Source organism: Salegentibacter maritimus, from assembly GCF_016236915.1.
GTDB classification, from domain to species: Bacteria; Bacteroidota; Bacteroidia; order Flavobacteriales; family Flavobacteriaceae; genus Salegentibacter; species Salegentibacter maritimus.
The window spans coordinates 139,131-160,072 of sequence record NZ_JAEHOK010000011.1; the positions used below are offsets into that span (position 1 = coordinate 139,131).

The following is a 20,942-nucleotide window of genomic DNA, read 5'->3' on the forward strand; positions in this document are numbered from 1 at the left end:
TAGATTTTAAAGAAATTAAATTTGATACTTTGGTCTAAAACTTATGTTACAATAATAATTTCAATTTTAATAAGCCTATTAAATTGGAATAATCTCTATGCGCAGAATAAAATGAAACAAAAAGATACTTTAAAATTTGAAAATAAGATAGTACCCGATGAAATTTGGAGGGAAACCTACATTGCACTTTCACATTACCCCGAATTAAAAAACACTCCTATTGAATTCAAATTTAAAAAAGAGATTCAAAAGTCTTTTATGCAGGCACAACCAAAAATTTCAGGATTATTAAAGAACAAAAATAAACGATCCTACTTTGTATTGATTAGTGAACAAATAGAGATTGAAGACGTGGTTTTTGATGTAAAAAATGTACCTTCAGAAGTCTTAATTGGTTGGATTGGCCACGAATTAGGACATATTATGGACTATCGGGATCGTAGCGCAATAAATATGCTTTGGTTTGGTATTAAATACCTGACTTCAAAAAAATATATACAGGAAGCCGAAAGGGCCGCAGACACCTATGCGGTAAACCACGGCCTTGGGAAGTATATTATCGCAACAAAAGATTTTATCTTAAACCATACCCACCTTGCAGATACTTACAAAGCCCGAATAAAAAGACTTTATCTTTCACAGGAAGAAATCATGGCACTTATTGATGAAATAGATGAAGATTAAAGGCTCTTCTCCTTTACAAATTTCTCAAACCTGGCAAACTTCTCTTCATCCATTACCTTTTCCATTTTTACCTGTCCGCCTTTTTTCTTATTGGCAGCACTCCACTCGGGAAATATATCGGGATCAACCTTTGTAACCTTTACCCCTTTTAAAGCCTTAGAACGGGCTACCTTATAATTCTTATTGGCATTTTTTAAAGATTCATCTAAAGCTTTTTCCAAATTGTTTTCTTCAATATTGGCTTCGGTCCCTAGGTACCAATGGTGATAAAACTCACCGTTAATTCTAACCGCTGCCAGGGTAAATTCCGGGATTCTTATATCGAATTTATTTTCCAGCTCCTTTACGGCATCGTTCATTTTATTCACCGAAAGCTGAGAACCTACTACATTTAAAAAGAATTTTGTTCTCCCGGTTATACGGATTTCTTTTCGTTTTACATCGGTGAATTTTATAGTATCCCCAATTAAATACCTCCAGGCTCCGGAAACAGTACTAATTAATAATACATAATCTTTCTCTTCTTCAACCTCTTCTATAGAAATCACCGGTGCATGGTCTACTATAGAACCATCCTGATTGATATATTCGGCTTTAAATGGCACAAACTCAAAATAAATTCCGTTGTCCAAAATAAGCTTCATGGCGTTGGTCTCTGGCCTTGCCTGTACCGCTAAAAAACCTTCTGAGGCCAAATAAGTATCAATTACAGTAATGGGTCGAGCCAGTAAAGCATTAAAGCTTTTTTCATAAGGCTCAAAGGCAACACCACCCGAAGCATATACCTGTAAATTTGGCCAAATGTCATGAATAGTATCCAGGTTATTATATTCAATAACCTTTTTCATCATTAATTCTAACCAGGAAGGAATTCCACTTAAAGCTCCTATATCCCAATTTTTAGCATTTTCGGCTATTTTTTGTACCCGCTCGTCCCATTCTTCAATTTTAGAGATTTCTTCACCGGGTTTATAGTACCCCCTAAACCAAAAAGGAATATTACTGGCACTAATTCCACTAATTTCTCCTTCTTCATGATCGCCTTCCTTTTCCAGATCTGTAGAACTCCCCAGCATCATAATCTCCTTTTCAAAAAAATCTGGTGGAAGGTCAAAATTACTTAAAGCACTCACCTGCTTAATACCCGCTTTTCTAATAGATTCCAACATTTCATCGGTCACAGGGATACGTTTGCTGGATTTTCCGGTAGTTCCAGAACTAACTGCGAAATACGGTGGTCTTCCAGGCCAGGTAACATCATTTTCACCTTCATGAAGTTTATACCACCACTCTGCATTCAACTTATTATAATCAAAATAAGGAACTCGCTCTGCAAAAGCTTTTTTAATATCCTTTGTTTTTAATAAATTTTCAAAATCGTAGTGCTTCCCAAACTGAGTATCTTTCGCTTTTTTAAGTAATTTAACAAGCACCTCCTGCTGTGCCTCTTCCGCTTCCGGCTCAGAAACAATTGTATCGCGAAGATCTATAAGACTTTTTATTATGGAACCTACTATAGGCATAGTTATGGATTTTTATCAGTGTTAATTTTCAGATATGGAAGATAAAAAAAACCAAAATCAAGACTATTAATGTCTTAACAATTATCAAGATTTTAACCTTTTGCAATTTTGAGCTTTCCGAACTTGTTCATGTCTCAGTATTCTCCATATGGCGGGGACAGTAGGACTTTAGGCGAAAAAATTTTTCAATATTGATTCTAGTTTTTTAAATTCATAGTTTTTAATTACCACTGTTTCAAATTTTTATTTGGCCTTACAAGCTGAAGAAAATAATTCTATATATTCAAATCAACCTATTAAAATTTTAGTTTCATTTGTACAGCGTTTTAAAGCCTAAAAATCTTATTACTTTATATCAATATATGAGTACACCCAAAGTCTCCTTAGGTTCTCTACAAAAATTGAACTTATGATTACCTTACAACGAATATTAAATTGATATTATAAATAAGATAATAATAAAATCACTTCCTTAAGAAGGGATTATTAAAATGAAAGCACCCCAAACCAACCAACTAAAAACTAAAGCGTTATGAGTACCATTATACTGGTAGATGACCAACCTATAGCAAATTTTATAACAAGAAAACTCTTAGAGATTGAAGGATTTAATAAAAATGTTTTAGATTTTACAAACCCCGAAAAAGCATTGGCCTATCTAAGAGGAAAACAAAATGTACTAATTTTTTTAGATTTAAATATGCCAGAAATGAATGGGTGGGAGTTCCTGGACCATCTAAAATCTAAAGCACAAAGACATAAAATAATTATTCTTACCTCAAGTACCAGCGCAATAGATAAAAACAAGGCTAAGGAATATGATTCGGTAATAAAATATATTGAAAAACCCCTAAATAAAAATAAATTTACCGAACTGCAACCATTACTGGAGTCTTTATAAATGAATATTCAACCTAATCACAAATCGCTTTTAGAACTTGCTCACGCCAAAATGCATTTTGGAAAATACAAAGGATATTATTTAAGCGATATTCCCGAATATTATTTGGTTTGGTATCGTCAAAAAGGCTTTCCTGAAGGAAAGCTTGGAAAACAAATGAGTGAAGTCTTTGATCTTAAACTTAACGGAATGGAACAATTGCTTAGGAATATTAGAAGAAATTTTCCAAAACCTTAAATTTTCCATAGTTATTTAGCTACTTTTTACTTTAAAAATATTAGGTTTAAAATTATCGGCTTTTCTATTCTTCTTTGTAATTTAGCGCCCTGAATAAAACAACGCAACAAACACTTCAAAGATGGCCGAAACCAAGTATATTTTTGTCACCGGCGGCGTTTCTTCTTCTCTTGGAAAAGGGATTATAGCAGCTTCACTGGCAAAATTATTACAAGCACGCGGATTTAGAACCACGATTCAGAAACTCGACCCTTATATTAACGTAGATCCCGGTACACTTAACCCGTACGAACATGGCGAATGCTATGTTACCGAAGACGGTGCAGAAACAGATCTTGACCTTGGTCATTACGAACGTTTTTTAAATGTAAATACTTCCCAGGCAAACAATGTTACTACCGGGCGTATTTACCAAAGTGTTATAGAAAAAGAACGACGCGGAGAATTTTTAGGAAAAACCGTACAGGTGGTTCCACATATTACCAATGAGATAAAAGACCGCATCCAAATTTTGGGGCAAAATGGAGATTACGATATTGTAATTACTGAAATTGGAGGTACAGTAGGCGATATTGAGTCTTTACCATATATTGAAGCCGTGCGCCAATTAAAATGGGAATTAGGAGATGAAAATGCTCTAATTATCCATCTCACCCTGGTGCCTTACCTTGCTGCTGCCGGAGAGCTTAAAACCAAACCAACGCAGCACAGTGTAAAAACTTTAATGGAAAGCGGGCTTAAAGCAGACATTTTGGTTTGCAGAACCGAACACGAACTTTCTGATGATATTCGGCGAAAACTGGCTATTTTCTGTAACGTAAGGCAGGAAGCAGTTATTCAAAGTATTGATGCGGCTACTATTTATGATGTTCCTAATTTAATGTTGAAAGAAGGCCTGGATACCGTAACATTAAAGAAATTACATTTACCAGATGATGTTGCACCTAATTTAGATAGATGGAACCAGTTTTTGCAAAGACATAAAAATCCTAAAGCCGAAATTACTATTGGTTTAATTGGTAAATATGTAGAGCTTCAGGATTCCTATAAATCTATTTTGGAAGCATTTATTCATGCAGGTGCAGAAAATGAAGTCAAAGTAAATATTGAAAGCATACATTCAGAATTTATCAATGAAAATACCATAGATCACAAATTTGCCAACTTAGATGGAATTTTGGTTGCTCCCGGTTTTGGAGAACGCGGTATAGAAGGTAAAATTGATGCTGTAAAGTATGCGCGGGAACATAAATTACCGTTTTTAGGTATTTGCCTGGGAATGCAAATGGCAGTAATTGAATTTGCCAGAAACGTGTTAAAGTTAAAAACTGCCAATTCTGCCGAAATGGATCCCAGTACAAAACATCCGGTAATAGATCTCATGGAAGAGCAAAAAGAAGTGACTCATAAAGGAGGAACTATGCGACTTGGTGCCTGGGATTGCCTACTTACCGAAGGCTCAAAAATACAACAAGCTTACGGTAAAACCGAAATTAAGGAAAGGCATCGCCATCGTTATGAATATAACAACAAATACAAGGAAGAGCTGGAAAAATCTGGGATGCTTAGTACCGGAATTAATCCCAAAACAGGCCTTGTAGAAGTTATAGAATTAAAGGATCACCCCTGGTTTGTAGGTGTACAATATCATCCCGAATACAAAAGTACAGTTGCAACACCGCATCCTTTATTTATAGCATTTATTAAGGCAGCTTACGATTTTTCAAAAAATAGAAAGAATGCCAGTCTGGCATAAAACAAATAATGGCCGACTTATTGACCAAAAGCAAGTTATAGTTTAGAAAAGCATGGAAGAAAAGAAATTTGATGTTCAATCCTTAATAGGATTTATACTTATTGGTGGAATATTAATTTGGATGTTATATACCAATAGTGCTTCAGAGGAAGTAGTAGATCCGCAGCAGGAAACCGAACAGGTTGATACGCCCGAAACCAAAAACTCCAATCAGGTACCAGAACAACAACAGCAAGAACTACAAAGCTCCAATACAGATTCTACCGCACTTGCACAGGCGCGTGAACGTTTAGGTGCTTTTGGCTATTCGGCAAGCCTTCCATCGGCTACAGAAAATACCACTACAATTTCTAATGATGTTTTAGAACTTAAAATTGATAATAAAGGTGGTTATATTTCAGAAGCAAGGTTAACCAATTACAAAACCTTCGATTCTATTCCGGTTTATTTAATTAAGGATGGAAATGCCTCTTTCAACATTAATTTCACCACTACCGATGGAAGAACATTAGACACCGAAAACCTTTATTTTGAACCTGAAGTAACCGAAAGTGGAGATAATAAAATTATCTCTATGAAGCTTAAGGTTTCAGAAAACGAATTTCTGGAATATAGATATGTTTTAAAGCCTGGCGAATACATGTTGGACTTCAGCATAAGGTCACAGGGCTTAAACGGCGTTTTAAACAGTTCTCGTGATATTAACATGAACTGGCAGCTAAAAGGTTACCGCCACGCAAAAAGTATTTCATACGAAAATCGCTACACCGATCTTATTTACGAATATGATGATGGAAACGATGATTATTTAGGTAGCGGTAAATTTGAAGAGCAGGAAGATGAGAACATTACCTATGTAGCTTTTAAACAACACTTCTTTTCTTCAATCTTATTAACAGACACGCCTTTTAGCCGTGGAAAATTTGTTTCTAAAAACCTTGTAGAAGACGAAGAGATAGACACGGTTTATACCAAAGATTTTGCGGCACAATTACCTTTAGAATTAAAAGGCGGGGAACTTAATTATAATATGAATTGGTATTACGGGCCAACAGATTATAAGATCTTAAACGATTACGACCGTAACCTGGATGAAGTTGTACCCTTAGGCTGGGGTATCTTTGGATGGATTAATAAATATGTATTTATTCCGTTTTTTGCTTTTTTAAGCGGAGTTTTACCAAGCTACGGTATCGCAATTATTGTTATGACCATTGTAGTGAGAATTGTACTCTCTCCTGTTACTTATAAATCTTATCTATCCCAGGCTAAAATGAAGGTTTTACGTCCTGAAATTAATGAGATTAACGAAAAGTATAAGGACAATGCAATGAAAAAACAACAGGAAACTATGAAGTTGTATAGTAAAGCAGGAGCCAGCCCAATGAGCGGTTGTTTACCGGCTTTAATGCAAATTCCGGTTTTCTATGCCTTGTTCCAGTTCTTCCCAAGTGCATTCCAGTTAAGACAAAAAGGATTTTTATGGGCAGACGATTTATCAAGCTATGACACTATAGCTGAGTTACCGTTTAATATACCATTTTACGGGGATCATGTAAGTTTATTCCCAATATTAGCATCTATTGCCATCTTTATTTATATGATGATGACTACGGGGCAAAGTATGCAGCAGGCCCAACAGCCGGGAATGCCCAATATGAAATTTATTATGTACCTGTCTCCTCTAATGATGTTGTTCTTCTTTAACAATTATGCCAGTGGACTTTCATTATACTACTTTACCTCTAACCTTATTACTATAGGTATTATGTTGGTGATTAAGTATGTAATTATTGATGAAGATAAGATTCACGCAAAAATCCAGGAGAACAAGAAAAAACCTAAAAAACAAGGTAAATTTGCCAGGAAAATGCAGGAAATGATGGAGCAGGCAGAACAACAAAAAAAGCAACAACAGAAAAAGAAATAAGCAAAAAAGCTTAAACACAAAAAATCCGGTTTAAAATATTTTAAACCGGATTTTTTTATTGGTAACGCCAAAAGGTATAATACCCCGAGGCTTGCCTCGAAATTAAAAATTGTTTTTCAACAAATGCCTCGTGGGCTTGGCCCAAGGTAGTTTACTACGTCATACTGAACTCATTTCAGGATCTATTAAGCTGGAAAAAATAAGTCATTTCAAATCCTGAAATGAATTTAGGATGAGGGTAAATTGAAAAGCTTTTTAAAAACCTCTATTAATTCTTATCTCCTAGTAAGGGCACAAATCTAAACTGTCCAAACTCTGTTTTATCAAATTCTGTTGGAGATTTCCTTATAAAAAGCGTCATCGTTTGTACATCTTCTCCCACCGGAATCACCATTCTGCCCCCAACCTTCAATTGCCCAAGAAGGTCATTGGGTACAAAAGGAGCACCCGCAGTTACTATAATTTTATCAAAAGGTGCATATTCCGGCATTCCTTTGTAGCCGTCTCCAAAACTTAGGTGTTTAGGACGATAACCTATTTTATTTAAGAACATTTTTGTTTTCCTGTATAGCTCACGTTGACGTTCTATACTATAAACCCTGGCTCCCAACTCACACAAAACAGCGGTTTGATAACCACTTCCTGTTCCAATCTCCAAAACCTTCTCACCCTTTTCAATTTGTAATTTTTCAGTTTGAAATGCAACCGTGTAAGGTTGTGAGATAGTTTGGTCTGCAGCAATAGGAAAAGCCTTGTCCTGGTATGCGTGATCTTCAAAACTACTATCCATAAACAAGTGTCTGGGTATTTTCCCAATGGCACCTAAAACCGCTTTATCGGTAATCCCCTTCTTCTTAACGATTTTCACCAATTGCTGCCTCTTTCCTTTATGTCTAAAATTGTCCTGAATCACTTAATTTCTCGTTTAACGTGCAAAAGTACTCAATAGAAGTCAAAGTTACCAATTGAAATCGGGAGAGATTCACCGCCTTATTGCTAACCTATTTGCTATCAAAATACTATTTTTGTGAAAAATGCTAAAAAATATGTTGAAAGTTGGCGTACTTGGTGCGGGACACCTTGGCAAAATACATCTAAAATTACTCAATCAATCTAAAAAGTATGAACTGGTAGGTTTCTATGATGCCAGCTCAGAAAACGCTAAAAAGATCACAGCGGAATTTGGTTATAAAAAATTTGATACCATAGAAGACCTCATCGCATCAGTAGATGTAGTAGATGTTGTTACTCCTACCCTTTCCCATTTTGAAGTAGCTAAAAAAACCATTACAGCAGGGAAGCACCTTTTTATAGAGAAACCCATCACCAATACGTTTGCCGAAGCCGAAGAACTTATTGCATTAGCAAAAAAACATGGTGTAAAAGGCCAGGTTGGGCATGTAGAGCGTTTTAACCCGGCGTTTAGGGCCGTAGCTTCAAAAATTGAAAACCCTATGTTTATTGAAGCCCACCGCCTTGCAGAATTTAACCCTCGCGGAACAGATGTTCCCGTGGTTCTGGATTTAATGATTCATGATATTGATGCGGTTCTAAGCGTGGTAAAATCTAAAGTAAAAAACATTAATGCCAGCGGGGTTTCAGTAATTAGCGATACCCCCGATATTGCCAATGCCAGGATAGAATTTGAAAACGGTTGCGTAGCCAATTTAACTGCCAGCCGAATTTCAATGAAAAATATGCGTAAATCAAGGTTTTTCCAGCGAGACGCTTATATTTCGGTTGACTTTCTAGAAAAGAAATGCGAAATTGTAAAAATGAAGGATGCCCCGGAAACACCTGATGATTATGCTATGATCTTACAAAATGCCGAAGGCGTAAAAAAACAAATCTATTTTGATAATCCTGAGGTTTCCCCAAACAACGCCATATTAGACGAGTTAGAAACCTTTGCCGATGCTATACATAATAATACTACCCCGGTAGTAACTCTAGAACAGGCTGCCGAAGCCCTTCGGGTTGCCAATGGAGTAATTGAAAAATTTAGCAAGTAAATTAGTTCGTGGCAAGCCAACCAGGCATGAAATGCAAAGTTTTTTGATTTCGAGGCAAGCGTCGGAGTTCCGATAACTATTGGAATAAACCCGAATTATCGAGTAAATTTTTAGTTGCTTAAAATAAACTACAATTCATATAAAACCACACAAAATGAAGAATATTGCAGTAATAGGAGCAGGCACTATGGGTAATGGAATAGCCCATACCTTTGCCCAATTTGGCTATATGGTAAAGCTTATAGACATTTCTGAAGAAAACCTAAATAAAGGAATGAAAACTATTTCGGGGAATTTAGACCGAATGGTTTCTAAAGAAAAAATAAGCGAAGCCACCAAAGAAGCAACGCTTAACAACATCACTACATTCACTGATATTGCTGAAGGTGTAAAAGAAATAGATCTTGTTGTAGAGGCTGCTACAGAAAATGAGGGCCTTAAACTTAAAATCTTTAAACAATTAGACGAAAACTGTTCGGCGAAAACAATTTTAGCGAGTAATACTTCTTCAATTTCTATCACAAAAATCGCATCGGTAGTTTCCAACCCGGAACGTGTTATTGGAATGCACTTTATGAATCCGGTCCCTATTATGAAATTGGTTGAAATTATTCGCGGTTACAATACCAGCGACCAGGTTACTAAAAGTATCATGGAGCTTTCTGAAAGCTTAAATAAAGTTCCTGTTGAAGCAAACGATTATCCGGGTTTTGTGGCCAACCGTATTTTAATGCCAATGATAAACGAGGCTATTGAAACTTTTTACAATAATGTTGCCGGGGTTAAAGAAATTGATACCGTAATGAAACTAGGTATGGCACACCCCATGGGACCACTTCAACTAGCCGATTTTATTGGCCTGGATGTTTGCCATTCTATCCTGGAAGTAATGTATGATGGCTTTAAAAATCCAAAATATGCACCCTGCCCTTTATTAACCAATATGGTAATGGCAGGAAAGCTTGGCGTAAAATCGGGAGAAGGCTTTTATGATTATTCTGAAAGCAAAAAAGCCGAAAAAGTTTCTTCACAATTTAGCTAAGTGCTAATATTTCTTGAGGAAATAATTATAAAATAAAGCAACCAATTAATGGGGTTTTCTATTAATTTTTAATCGTCAAGCTAAAACAGGCCCACCAGACCGGACGGGCAGTTTAGCTTGACGAATTTAGATTTTATTTAAGCCCCATTAAATAAGTAGAATTTCAATATTTACTTTTGACCAAAATACTTCCATTTAGAGCAGTTAGACCGCAACGGGCAAAAGCCGGACTTGTAGCTACAAAATCTTTTGAAGATTATACCGAAGCTGAAATAAGGGCTATCTTACAGTATAATCCCTATTCTTTTTTACACATTTTAAATCCGGGTTATAAATTCCAGCACGAGATTACCGGTGGACAGCGATTTGAAATGGTAAAAAATCGTTATTTAGAGTTTAAAGAAGAAAATTCGTTTATAAAAGATGAAAAACCAGCCTATTATCTTTATAAAATAGTAAGCAGGGAAAATAGTTGCTGCGGAATTATTGCTGCCGCCAGTGCTGAAGATTATCAAAATAACCTTATTAAAAAACACGAAGAAACCATTGCCCATCGAGAGACAATGTTCAAAGATTACCTTAAAGTGGTAGGCTTTAATACCGAACCGGTACTCTTAACCTATAAGGACAACACCAGGATAGATGAAGTAATTAACAAGGTTATGAAAACTCGTGCCGAATATGAATTTGCCACTGCCAACCGGGAAATTCATTATTTATGGAAAATTGATGAGGAAAATTTAGTAGCGCAAATTAAAGAAGAGTTTGATAAAATGCCCCATCTGTATATTGCCGATGGGCATCATAGAAGCGCCTCTTCCTACTTGCTGGCCCAGGAGTCCAAAAAGGCCAATGAGAACCATACGGGAAAAGAAGCTTACAACTATTTTATGAGCTATCTAATTTCAGAAAGCAATTTAAAGATTCATGAGTTTAGTAGGTTAATAACAGATTTAAACGGGCATACCAAAGAAGAGTTCCTTATTGAGTTAGATCAATATTTCCGAATTGAAAATCACGGTATGGAAGTTTATAAACCCATGCACAAACATCATTTTAATATGTATTTAGATGGGGAATTTTATTCCCTTTATTTGCGCAAAACAAACTATGAATTTGATAATTCCTTAAGTAAATTAGACCCTTACATTCTTTATAAAAAAGTGCTTCAGCCAATTTTAGGAATCCAGGATTTAAGAAATGACAAGCGTATTTCTTATATTCACGGTAAAAATGATCTTATAGAAATTAAAACCCGTATAGATAAAGGAGAGTTTGCCGTAGGTTTTGGAATGCTTCCGTTAAGTATAGAAGAAATTAAAGAAACCGCAGATGAAGGTTTAACTATGCCACCAAAAAGCACTTATATTGAACCCAAATTATTAAACGGATTAACCATTTACGAGTTTGAAATCAACAAAAAATAGTTGCATGAACATTTCAGATAACATAAAAAAGTTTCAGGAAGATTTACCCGAAGATGTAAAGCTTATTGCTATCTCAAAAACCAAGCCCGTAGACGATATTTTAGAAGCTTATGAAGCGGGCCAAAGAGATTTTGGTGAGAATAAGATTCAGGAAATGACAGAAAAATGGGAAAAACTTCCTAAGGATATTAAATGGCATATGGTGGGGCATGTGCAGCGAAACAAAGTAAAATACATGGCGCCCTATGTGGCTTTAATCCACGCAGTAGATAGTTTAAAATTATTGAAAGAAATTCATAAAGAAGCCGACAAAAATGGTCGGTGCATAGATTGCCTGTTGCAAATTAAAATTGCAGAAGAGGATACCAAATATGGAATTTCGGCTGAAAAAGCTAAAGAGATTTTAGATTCAGATGAATTTAAAAAACTAGATCATGTAAAAGTAAAAGGACTCATGGGAATGGCTACTTTTACAGATGATGAGGCACAGGTAAAAAAAGAGTTCGATCACCTCAAATCGGTTTTTAAAGATTTTAAGGAACGCTATACAGATATGAAAATACTTTCCATGGGGATGAGCGGCGATTACCAAATTGCCATAAATTCAGGAAGCAATATGGTGCGCATAGGAAGCCATATTTTTGGAGCTAGAAATTAATTAAAACAGAAGCATATTTTTTGTACGCAGTTGTAGACATAGAAACTACCGGAGGTAAATATAACGAAGAAGGAATTACCGAAATTGCTATTTATAAGTTTGATGGTTTAAAAATAGTAGACCAGTTTATAAGCCTTGTTAATCCCGAAAAAGCCATTCAGCCTTTTGTGGTTAACCTCACCGGTATAAACAACGATATGCTTCGCAATGCCCCAAAATTTTATGAGGTTGCTAAACGCATTGTAGAAATAACCGAAGATTGTGTTTTAGTAGCACATAATTCAAAATTTGACTATCGTATACTTCGTACCGAATTTAAAAGATTAGGTTTTAATTTTGAAAGAAAGTCGCTTTGTACGGTTGAACTTTCCAAAAAGCTTATTCCGGGTCAGGAGTCCTACAGCCTGGGGAAACTGGTTAGGGCCTTGGGAATTCCATTAAGCGACCGGCATAGAGCTAGCGGAGATGCCCAGGCTACGGTAAAGCTTTTCAAAATGTTATTAGACAAAGACGTAGAGAAGAACATTTTAAAAGACGCTGTAAAGTTAGAACCTAAAAGGCAGGTAGATACACGACTGGTTTACATTTTGGAAGACTTACCCGGCATCACGGGTATTTATTACTTTCATAACGCCGAAGGTGATATTATATATATTGGGAAAAGTAAAAACATTAAAAAAAGGGTTACCCAGCATTTTACCAGCGAACATCGCAAAGCAAGGCAAATGCAAAACGAAGTTACTTCGGTAAGCTATGAAGCTACAGGGAACGAACTCGCCGCACTTTTAAAGGAAAACCGGGAGATAAAGCAAAACAAGCCTAAATATAACAAAGCGCTAAAAAAGAATATCTTTAGTCACGCACTTTATCATTCTACCAATGAAAATGGATATATAAACCTATATATAGCAAGAGCGGGAAAAAAGAATAGTATTACCAGCTTTTCTTCATTAAAGAGGGCCAAAAATGTTCTGGAAAAGTGGGTAGAAGAATATGAGCTTTGTCGCCGTCTTTGCCATCTGGAAAAAGGTACTGGAAATTGTTTTAATTATAGTATAGAAAAATGCAAAGGTGCCTGCATTGAAGAAGAATCTTTTGAAACTTATAATCAAAAAGTTAAGCTCCTCATAGACCAGCACTCATACAAGAATCAAAATATGCTTGTTATAGATCGTGGGCGCGAAGTAGATGAAAAAAGCGTTCTATTGGTTGAAGATGGTGAATTTAAGGGAATTGGCTATTTTAACCTGAATCATCAAATTAACAATATAGATATTGTGAGGTCTATAATTACTCCCATGAAAAACGACCGGGACTCCCAGCACATTATCCAAAGCTATTTGCGCCGAAATTCCAGGTTAAAAATAGTTCCACTAAACCCATTGGCTAAATAACCTCCAAATTAGTGACTGGCTTGACTAATTTATTTAAATTTGAATAATTACTAAATCACTAAGTTTTTGCCAAAAATAGAACCAAAATCAGGCTGGAAAGCAAAGCTTCACGAAATTATCTATGAAGCCGACACCCCGGCCGGAAAGTTTTTTGATGTAGCCTTACTTGTTGTAATTGCCATAAGTATAGTGCTTGTAATGCTAGAAAGTGTAGACTCCCTTAACACAAAATACTACTGGCATTTCTATATAGCTGAGTGGATTATCACCTTTATTTTTAGTGTAGAATATATTCTTAGGATAATCTCTATAAAAAAACCAAAACACTATATTTTTAGTTTCTACGGCATTGTAGATTTACTCTCAACGCTACCAACCTATCTCGCCTTTCTTTTTGGAGGCCACAATTTACTTTTTGCTGTTAGAGCTTTAAGGTTACTTAGAATATTTAGGGTACTAAAAGTTACCAGGTATATAGGTGAATCTAACCGACTTTTACTGGCGCTGCGTAATAGCAGGCCCAAAATTATTGTTTTTTTATTTGCTGTCCTTATAATCTGTATTATAATGGGTACGGTAATGCATTTAGTTGAAGGTAAAGAAGGCGGTTTTGATAATATACCCCTTAGCATTTATTGGGCTATTGTAACCCTTACTACAGTGGGTTTTGGAGATATTCATCCTATTACCCCCCTGGGTCGTTTTATAGCATCATTTATAATGATAGTAGGTTATGGCATTATTGCAGTTCCTACAGGAATCGTAACTTCAGAAATCACCCGTTCGCAAAGAGGTAAAATTCCTAAAAACACCCAGGCTTGCCCACATTGTAATGAAACTAAACACTTAGACAATGCCGAATTTTGCCATAACTGCGGAAAACCACTTAATGAACACTAATTATCTTTTAAATATTGTAGGTCCCACAGCCATTGGTAAGACCTCTTTGGCCATAGAACTGGCAAATAGGTTTGCTACTGAAATAATTTCAGCAGATTCCAGGCAGTTTTATAAAGAAATGACCATTGGTACAGCCGTTCCTTCGAAAGAGGAATTAGAAGCAGCTAAGCATCATTTTATTCAGCATATCTCTATTCAAGACACTTATAATGTAGGAGATTTTGAGACTGAAGCCCTTGAAAAGTTAGATGAATTATTTAAGGAGCGAAATATCGTAATTATGGTGGGAGGTAGTGGCCTTTACACTAAAAGTGTTTTAGAAGGCTTAGATTATTTTCCCGAGGTTTCTTCAGAAATTAGAAAAGATTTGAACCTAAAATTTGAAAAAGAAGGCCTCACTCCTTTACAAAATAAACTACAAGAACTGGATCCAGATTATTTTAAAATTGTAGATATAGAAAATCCTCATCGCCTAATTAGGGCACTGGAAGTTTGTATAAGTAGCAAAAAACCTTATTCCTCATACCTAAACCAACCTAAGAAAACCCGTAATTTTACCGCAATAAGCATAGGACTTGATGCCGACCGTAATATCATCTACGACCGCATAAACAAACGGGTAGATATTATGATAAAAGAAGGTTTAATGGAAGAAGCTAAAAACCTATTCCAAAAACGTGAATTAAACGCTCTAAATACGGTTGGCTATAAAGAACTTTTTGCTTATTTAGAAGGAAACCAATCTCTGGAAACTGCAATTTCAGAGATTAAAAAGAACACACGTAGATTTGCAAAAAGACAATTAACCTGGTTTAAAAAAGACAAGGAAACCAATTGGTTTAATTATAAAACACCTGTTGAAACCATTCAAAACTTTATTGAATCTAAAATAAATACTTAAAAGGCCCTATAGGTAGTATACTACAGTAGAGGCCATTTATTGTATTTCAATACAGAGAGTTTACAGCTGGAAAATAAGCGTACTAAATTAGATGTTCTTTGAGAATAGAAAATAACTATTTAAATCTCAATTTTAGCTCCCAGAAGTTTTACAAACTCCCTAATAAAAGCCGAATGCCCCGGCCAGGCAGGCGATGTCACTAAATTACCATCTACTACTGCTTCAGTAGGATCAACTTCTTTATACGTACCTCCTACCAATTCAATTTCAGGCCCTATAGTTGGATATGCTGTAAGCGTTCTTCCTTTTAAAACATTTGCCACTGTAAGAATTTGAATAGCGTGACAAATGGCTGCAACTGGCTTATCTTTTTCAAAAAAATACTTGGTGTATTCTATTACCTTTTTATTCAACCTAAGATATTCTGGAGCGCGACCACCTGCCATTACAAGTCCCGCGTAATCCTCTATATTTATATCATCAAAATTATAGTTAAGCTCAAATAAATGGCCCGGCTTTTCAGTGTAAGTTTGGTCTCCTTCAAAATCGTGAATAGCGGTTTTTACCTTATCCCCCATTTTCTTTTCCGGGCAAACAGTATGAACATTATATCCAAGCATTACCAACATTTGAAAAGGCACCATGGTTTCGTAATCCTCGGCAAAATCTCCGGTTAAAAAGAGTATTTTTTTCATAATTATTATTTTTTAAAATCTTTGCTTAAATTAATAAAATTCAGGTTAAGCTTTGAAAACCAAGCTTTAAAAAATAGTTAAACCTATCTTTACTTTTTGAGATTACCATGCCTGGCGCTCATAAAATTAAAATCAGGTTTTGGAAAACGGAATTCTAATTAAGGTTTCCACACCTGAATTTTTATTTTGAATTTTAAAAGTTGCCTTTTTTCCATAAAGTGTTTTTAAACGATCCCGGGTATTAGAAATCCCTATCCCTTTATCCAATAGTGCTTCTTGTTTTTTGGTTAGTGCCTTACCATTATTATAAACACTAAGTACCAGGTAGCTTTTTTCTTTAAATATCTTAATTACAATCTTTAAATGTGTATTATGGTATGAATAACCGTGCCTTACAGAATTCTCTATTATAGGTTGCAGGAGCAAAGACGGTACTAAATGATCTAAGAGCTTTTCATCTATCTTTTTTTCAATGGTTAAATGATCTGAAAACCTTAGCATAAGAATGTTCAAATAATATTCTAACATTCTCAATTCCTTTTTTAAAGTTACTTTATAATTATCGCCGCTATATAAAATTTCCCGAAGTAAATCGCTTAAATCTGCAATAGTATCCTGAGCCTTTTTGGCATCCATCTCTACCAATACCGAAATTGAATTTAAAGTGTTGAACAAAAAGTGTGGCTGGAGTTGAGAAGACAACATTTTCATTCGTGTATTGGTAAGCTGAGACTCTAACAATGCCTTTTGTTTTTGGGTTTCCTTAACTTGCTTTAAATAGTAATAGGTGTAAATAATAAAAATCATTGCAAAATAGATCAGGAAATTAAGATCTATTACAAATATCATTCGGTCTATACTTGCCTTTAAGCTATAATCGGCAAAACTCATGCGCCCCAATATAATTCCATAGAGGTCGAAAAAAAACCTAATTACAAATCCTATTAAAATTGAAAACAAGGTATGAAGCAAAAAAATCTTTATCCAGGAGTAATTTTTATCTAATAAACGTTTAGTACTTATGGCTATTAAAGTCATATAAACCATAACTATAAACCAATCCATAAGAAGGTTGTGAACTATAATATCGTGCCAGGACTCTACAATTTCTTTGTAAACAAAGGCACGCATGTAGGCCAATTTACCCAAATAGACAAAATTAAATAAAGTATAAAATGCAGCTAAGAGCAAAATAAGCTTGCCATCTATATATTTATTTTTAAATGTTGAAAGGCTCATAGCAAAGTATTTAAATTCCAAGTTTTTCGAATAATTCTTTTTTATGAGATTTACTTATGCGTAATAGTTTATCGTCTTTCATCCTTACGTCTACTTCAGAAAAATCTGAATGTACAATCTCCTTGATATGATTTAGATTAACAATTACTGATCTATGAATTCTAAAAAAAGCATGGTCTTTAAAAAAATCGTTCAGGTTATTTAAAGACTCCCGAAGAACATATTTGTTGTCTTTAGAGAAAATTTCGGCATAATAGCCGGAAGCGCATATATAACTGATATCTTCGGGCTTTAACAAAATTGTTTTATTGCCCTGCCTTACCGGCAATTTTAATGGAATACTCGTATTTGCCTGGTCTTTTTTATAAACCTGAAACAAAGTTTGTAAACGTTTCTCAAAATTTTCCTGGGCTTCATTTTTCGAAATATGCAATACCTTTTTTATGGTTTTAAAAAAACGCTCGTCCCTAAATGGTTTTAAGAGAAAGTCGAACGCATCTACATCAAAAGCCTTTGTGGCATAATTATCATAAGCAGTTACAAAAACAACTACAGGTTTGGGGATTACACGAAGCTTATTTAATACTTCAAAACCATTCATATCTTTCATATTAATATCAAGAAAAACTAATTCTGGTTTGAGTTTATTAATTTGTGTTATAGCAGACTTCCCGTTTGTGCATTCTCCCAAAACCTGAATTTCCTCTACTTCGGCAAGCAGGTTAAGCACTCTTTTTCTTGCCAGTTCTTCGTCATCTACTATAAGTGCTTTCATAATTTTTACATTAAAGGCTTTACCTATGTAATTTATAAATATTTTTCCTGATGACCCCGATTTTCCAACATATAAACAGCTGAAAACAAATATTTTGATGCAGTAAAACGAACATTTCTAGCTGTAGGTATTTTATATTTTGATGTAAACTAACTAATATGTGCTATAAAGTAAACCTGCAGGTATAAGAGTATAATATTAAGAATATAGAGTAAACACATAGCAAATGCCTGTAAAGGATTTTTAGTTTTCTATTTAACCAAATCATAACTTTACAGGCATTATTCCAGCTATTTCCTTCTAACAAGCCTTTTAGGCATTACATGGATTTTTTGTATTGAAGACAAGTTTTAAGGACATAAAGCCTGGATTATCGAATAGGTTGAAAGCCCTTACATACCTGCAACAGGCTCTTTATTCAACTCTTTGGGATCAATTTTAATAATTTTAGTTTTGTCATTTTGCACCACTTTAATTCGGTAAAGCTCTTTATCTAATAAACGGCCATTACCTTTGGCCACATAAGAATTCTTAACCATGCTCCAGCCCTTGGTTTGCCTCCACAACTCATTTCTAACCGCAAGAGGCAACGCAATATTTTTAAAATGCTGCCTTGTTCGCTTTAACGCTCCATCTTTAGAGTAGTTTGCTTCAAGAAATCCTTTATCTGTGGAAAAACGCACTAAATAAGAATCATAATCTTTATACCTTACCTGCTCTATAAATTGAGAGATATCAAAGTAAGATTCCATAAATGCCATAGGGTTTTTCAAAAAATCAATAGTGTGATCATCCTCTATTTTATAAAGATATTCATCAGGATTATTGGTTTCTATATAAATAAGAGGTGAATAGTCTATTCTTGTTTCTTCTAGTTCTGTAATTAGCTGTGCGTGGCTATTAAAGTTAAAGCTCACAAGCATCAAAATAACGATTAGTGTTTTCATAACAATTAATTTTAGGATTTATAAACAGTTTAGGTACAAGCTTGTTTTTAATTATATCCTAAAGTTAAGATGCAATCTATGTGAAATAGCTAGTAATGATACAAGGTGTGTTTTTTTGGTAATGAAACATTCAAAATTTGATATAAGCCTAAAAAATAGTTGTTTATAATTTAAAATATGGAATATAGGCTTAGGTTAAATGGGCAAGCCGTAGGTTTAAAAAAATTTAGGGATAAGCATTCCCAAAACTAAAAAACCTATAATTGGGAATACAGGTTTTCACGAAGGCACTAAGGCCAGAAAAATATACATAGTAAGCCTGTCTTCTGGTACGCAAGCTATATACTATATCTTTAGCTTTAAAATATAAGGTTTAATGTTCCCAAAACTGCAAAAATAGCAGCAATTACAATCCAGGCAAGAATTAGCAAAATGAAAATTTTAGCTAAAATTGGAAAACCGGCCGTAGCAGTCTTATAATTTTCGATAAATATATTGAAAGGGTTCATAGCACAGAAATTAAGTTAGACTTAAAAACTTTTTATAGGCTATTGTTATAAAGTGAGTATTTTGAGATTTTGAGGAGAGTGTAAAATAAACTCTGTCTGAATTGAATTATTTATTAATTTCATTCATACAGAATTATGGCAACAAAAGAACAACAAGAATTCGAGAAAAAGGTGCTTGACCAGTTCATGTCAGGCAAAAGCCTTTTTGGTGCAGACGGTGCTTTTGCACCGATGCTCAAGAACGTTATTGAGAAGGCCCTTCAGGCAGAGATGGACTCTCATCTAAGTAGTGATGAACGCTCCAAAGGGAATAAACGCAATGGCAAGGGAAAGAAAAAGCTTAAAAGTGGCTTTGGCTCTTTTGACATTGAAACCCCTGAAGACCGTCAAAGTAGCTTCCAACCGGAACTGGTTAAAAAGCGACAGACGATTCTGGCTGATAATCTTTCAGAAAAAATTATCGGTCTTTATGGACTTGGAATGAGCTACCGTGACATCTCGGGTCATATCAAAGAAATGTACGATACCGATATTTCCCATACGGTTTTAAGCCAGATCACCGATCAGATCATTCCTGATATCAAAGCCTGGCAAAGTCGTCCTTTAGAACCCCTTTACTGTATTGTTTGGCTTGATGCCATGCATTATAAAGTTAAAGTGGATGGAAAGATTGCCCACAAAGCACTTTATAACATCCTGGGTATTACCAAAGAAGGGAAAAAGGAAATCCTGGGGATGTATATCTCTGAGAGCGAAGGTGCTAATTTCTGGCTACAGGTTTTAACCGACCTTCATAACCGTGGATTACAGGATATCTTAATAGCCTGTACAGATAATCTCAAAGGCTTTACACAAGCCATCTTAAGCGTTTATCCAAAGGCTCAGGTTCAGCTTTGTATTGTACACCAAATCCGTAATTCATTGAAGTATATTGCCTCTAAAGATCAAAAAGAGTTTATGAAAGACCTGAAAAAGGTCTATAGGGCTGTCACTAAAGATGTAGCCGAAGATGAGCTATTGAACCTGGAAGGGAAATGGGGTAATAAATATCCTGTAGTTATTGAAAGTTGGCAGCGTAACTGGGAACAGCTATCCCAGTATTTTGAGTATACAGAACCCATTAGGAAGATTATTTACACCACTAATGCCGTAGAGGGCTTCCATCGGCAAATCCGGAAAGTTACCAAAACCAAGGGTGCTTTCACCACTGATATGTCGCTGCTAAAGCTAGTCTACCTGGCCACACGAAACATTGAGAAGAAATGGACCGCTCCTTTGCATAATTGGAGCCTTACGATTCAGCAATTTTATATTAAATTTGGAGACCGGATACCGCTGGACATAAACGCCAATTCCTCTGGGGCTAGCCCCAGAGGAATTGAAACATCAGACAGAGTTTAATTTACAGACCC

At 35.3% G+C, this 20,942-nt stretch carries 19 protein-coding genes; 13 read left to right on the forward strand and 6 right to left on the reverse strand.

Going from position 1 to position 20,942, the window contains the following annotated elements:
• The first annotated feature begins 111 nt into the window (after positions 1–111).
• On the forward strand, positions 112–684 hold the full coding sequence (locus I6U49_RS10165; protein WP_198628593.1) for a M48 family metalloprotease: 573 nt from the start codon (positions 112–114) through the stop codon (positions 682–684).
• Here I6U49_RS10165 and I6U49_RS10170 read toward each other — a convergent pair.
• Complete coding sequence (locus I6U49_RS10170; RefSeq protein WP_198628594.1) at positions 681–2,207, reverse strand: GH3 family domain-containing protein; 1,527 nt, start codon at positions 2,205–2,207, stop codon at positions 681–683. The two genes, I6U49_RS10165 and I6U49_RS10170, sit on opposite strands and share 4 nt — an antisense overlap.
• Positions 2,208–2,739: 532 nt before the next feature.
• Between I6U49_RS10170 and I6U49_RS10175 the strand changes: the two genes are divergently transcribed.
• The 4 genes from I6U49_RS10175 (at position 2,740) to yidC (ending at position 7,031) form a co-directional block, all read left to right on the forward strand.
• Entirely contained in the window at positions 2,740–3,108 is a 369-nt protein-coding gene (locus I6U49_RS10175) for a response regulator (RefSeq protein ID WP_193710754.1), read from the forward strand.
• Positions 3,109–3,345 carry a DUF3820 family protein gene (locus I6U49_RS10180; RefSeq protein WP_198628595.1) on the forward strand — a complete coding sequence of 79 codons (237 nt, stop codon included), beginning with the start codon at positions 3,109–3,111 and terminating at the stop codon, positions 3,343–3,345.
• Positions 3,346–3,466: 121 nt separating this feature from the next.
• Positions 3,467–5,101, forward strand: coding sequence for a CTP synthase (locus I6U49_RS10185; RefSeq protein ID WP_198628596.1), 1,635 nt, complete (start codon positions 3,467–3,469; stop codon positions 5,099–5,101).
• Positions 5,102–5,153: 52 nt separating this feature from the next.
• On the forward strand, positions 5,154–7,031 hold the full coding sequence (yidC, locus tag I6U49_RS10190) for a membrane protein insertase YidC (RefSeq protein ID WP_198628597.1): 1,878 nt from the start codon (positions 5,154–5,156) through the stop codon (positions 7,029–7,031).
• A 268-nt stretch (positions 7,032–7,299) separates the two neighbouring features.
• Here the strand turns inward: yidC and I6U49_RS10195 are convergent, their stop codons facing one another.
• Positions 7,300–7,941 (reverse strand): protein-L-isoaspartate(D-aspartate) O-methyltransferase, encoded by a 642-nt coding sequence (locus I6U49_RS10195; protein WP_193710900.1) that lies wholly within the window; start codon positions 7,939–7,941, stop codon positions 7,300–7,302.
• A 136-nt stretch (positions 7,942–8,077) separates the two neighbouring features.
• Here I6U49_RS10195 and I6U49_RS10200 point away from each other — a divergent pair, with 136 nt between their 5' ends.
• The 7 genes from I6U49_RS10200 (at position 8,078) to miaA (ending at position 15,365) form a co-directional block, all read left to right on the forward strand.
• A complete protein-coding gene (locus I6U49_RS10200; RefSeq protein WP_198628598.1) occupies positions 8,078–9,043 on the forward strand; it encodes a Gfo/Idh/MocA family protein in 966 nt (321 codons plus the stop codon).
• Positions 9,044–9,197: 154 nt separating this feature from the next.
• Positions 9,198–10,085, forward strand: coding sequence for a 3-hydroxyacyl-CoA dehydrogenase family protein (locus I6U49_RS10205; RefSeq protein WP_193710749.1), 888 nt, complete (start codon positions 9,198–9,200; stop codon positions 10,083–10,085).
• A 176-nt stretch (positions 10,086–10,261) separates the two neighbouring features.
• Positions 10,262–11,512, forward strand: coding sequence for a DUF1015 domain-containing protein (locus I6U49_RS10210; protein ID WP_198628599.1), 1,251 nt, complete (start codon positions 10,262–10,264; stop codon positions 11,510–11,512).
• A gap of 4 nt (positions 11,513–11,516) precedes the next feature.
• Positions 11,517–12,170 carry a YggS family pyridoxal phosphate-dependent enzyme gene (locus tag I6U49_RS10215; RefSeq protein WP_198628600.1) on the forward strand — a complete coding sequence of 218 codons (654 nt, stop codon included), beginning with the start codon at positions 11,517–11,519 and terminating at the stop codon, positions 12,168–12,170.
• A 20-nt stretch (positions 12,171–12,190) separates the two neighbouring features.
• The gene (locus I6U49_RS10220) at positions 12,191–13,564 is read left to right on the forward strand and encodes an exonuclease domain-containing protein (protein WP_198628601.1); all 1,374 of its coding nucleotides are present in this window, start codon (positions 12,191–12,193) and stop codon (positions 13,562–13,564) included.
• A gap of 66 nt (positions 13,565–13,630) precedes the next feature.
• Complete coding sequence (locus I6U49_RS10225; RefSeq protein WP_198628602.1) at positions 13,631–14,464, forward strand: ion transporter; 834 nt, start codon at positions 13,631–13,633, stop codon at positions 14,462–14,464.
• Entirely contained in the window at positions 14,454–15,365 is a 912-nt protein-coding gene (miaA, locus tag I6U49_RS10230; protein ID WP_198628603.1) for a tRNA (adenosine(37)-N6)-dimethylallyltransferase MiaA, read from the forward strand. Before I6U49_RS10225 ends, miaA begins: the two co-directional genes overlap by 11 nt.
• A gap of 119 nt (positions 15,366–15,484) precedes the next feature.
• Here the strand turns inward: miaA and I6U49_RS10235 are convergent, their stop codons facing one another.
• The 4 genes from I6U49_RS10235 to I6U49_RS10250 form a co-directional block, all read right to left on the reverse strand.
• Positions 15,485–16,060, reverse strand: coding sequence for a DJ-1/PfpI family protein (locus tag I6U49_RS10235; protein WP_232804688.1), 576 nt, complete (start codon positions 16,058–16,060; stop codon positions 15,485–15,487).
• 132 nt (positions 16,061–16,192) lie between these two features.
• Positions 16,193–17,299, reverse strand: a complete 1,107-nt coding sequence (locus I6U49_RS10240; RefSeq protein WP_198628604.1) for a sensor histidine kinase — start codon at positions 17,297–17,299, stop codon at positions 16,193–16,195.
• 10 nt (positions 17,300–17,309) lie between these two features.
• A complete protein-coding gene (locus tag I6U49_RS10245; RefSeq protein ID WP_198628605.1) occupies positions 17,310–18,074 on the reverse strand; it encodes a LytR/AlgR family response regulator transcription factor in 765 nt (254 codons plus the stop codon).
• A gap of 392 nt (positions 18,075–18,466) precedes the next feature.
• Positions 18,467–19,021: a hypothetical protein gene (locus I6U49_RS10250; RefSeq protein ID WP_198628606.1), complete on the reverse strand. Its 555-nt coding sequence runs from the start codon at positions 19,019–19,021 to the stop codon at positions 18,467–18,469.
• 644 nt (positions 19,022–19,665) lie between these two features.
• Here I6U49_RS10250 and I6U49_RS10255 point away from each other — a divergent pair.
• Entirely contained in the window at positions 19,666–20,931 is a 1,266-nt protein-coding gene (locus I6U49_RS10255; protein WP_262894938.1) for an IS256 family transposase, read from the forward strand.
• The last annotated feature ends 11 nt before the right edge of the window (positions 20,932–20,942 follow it).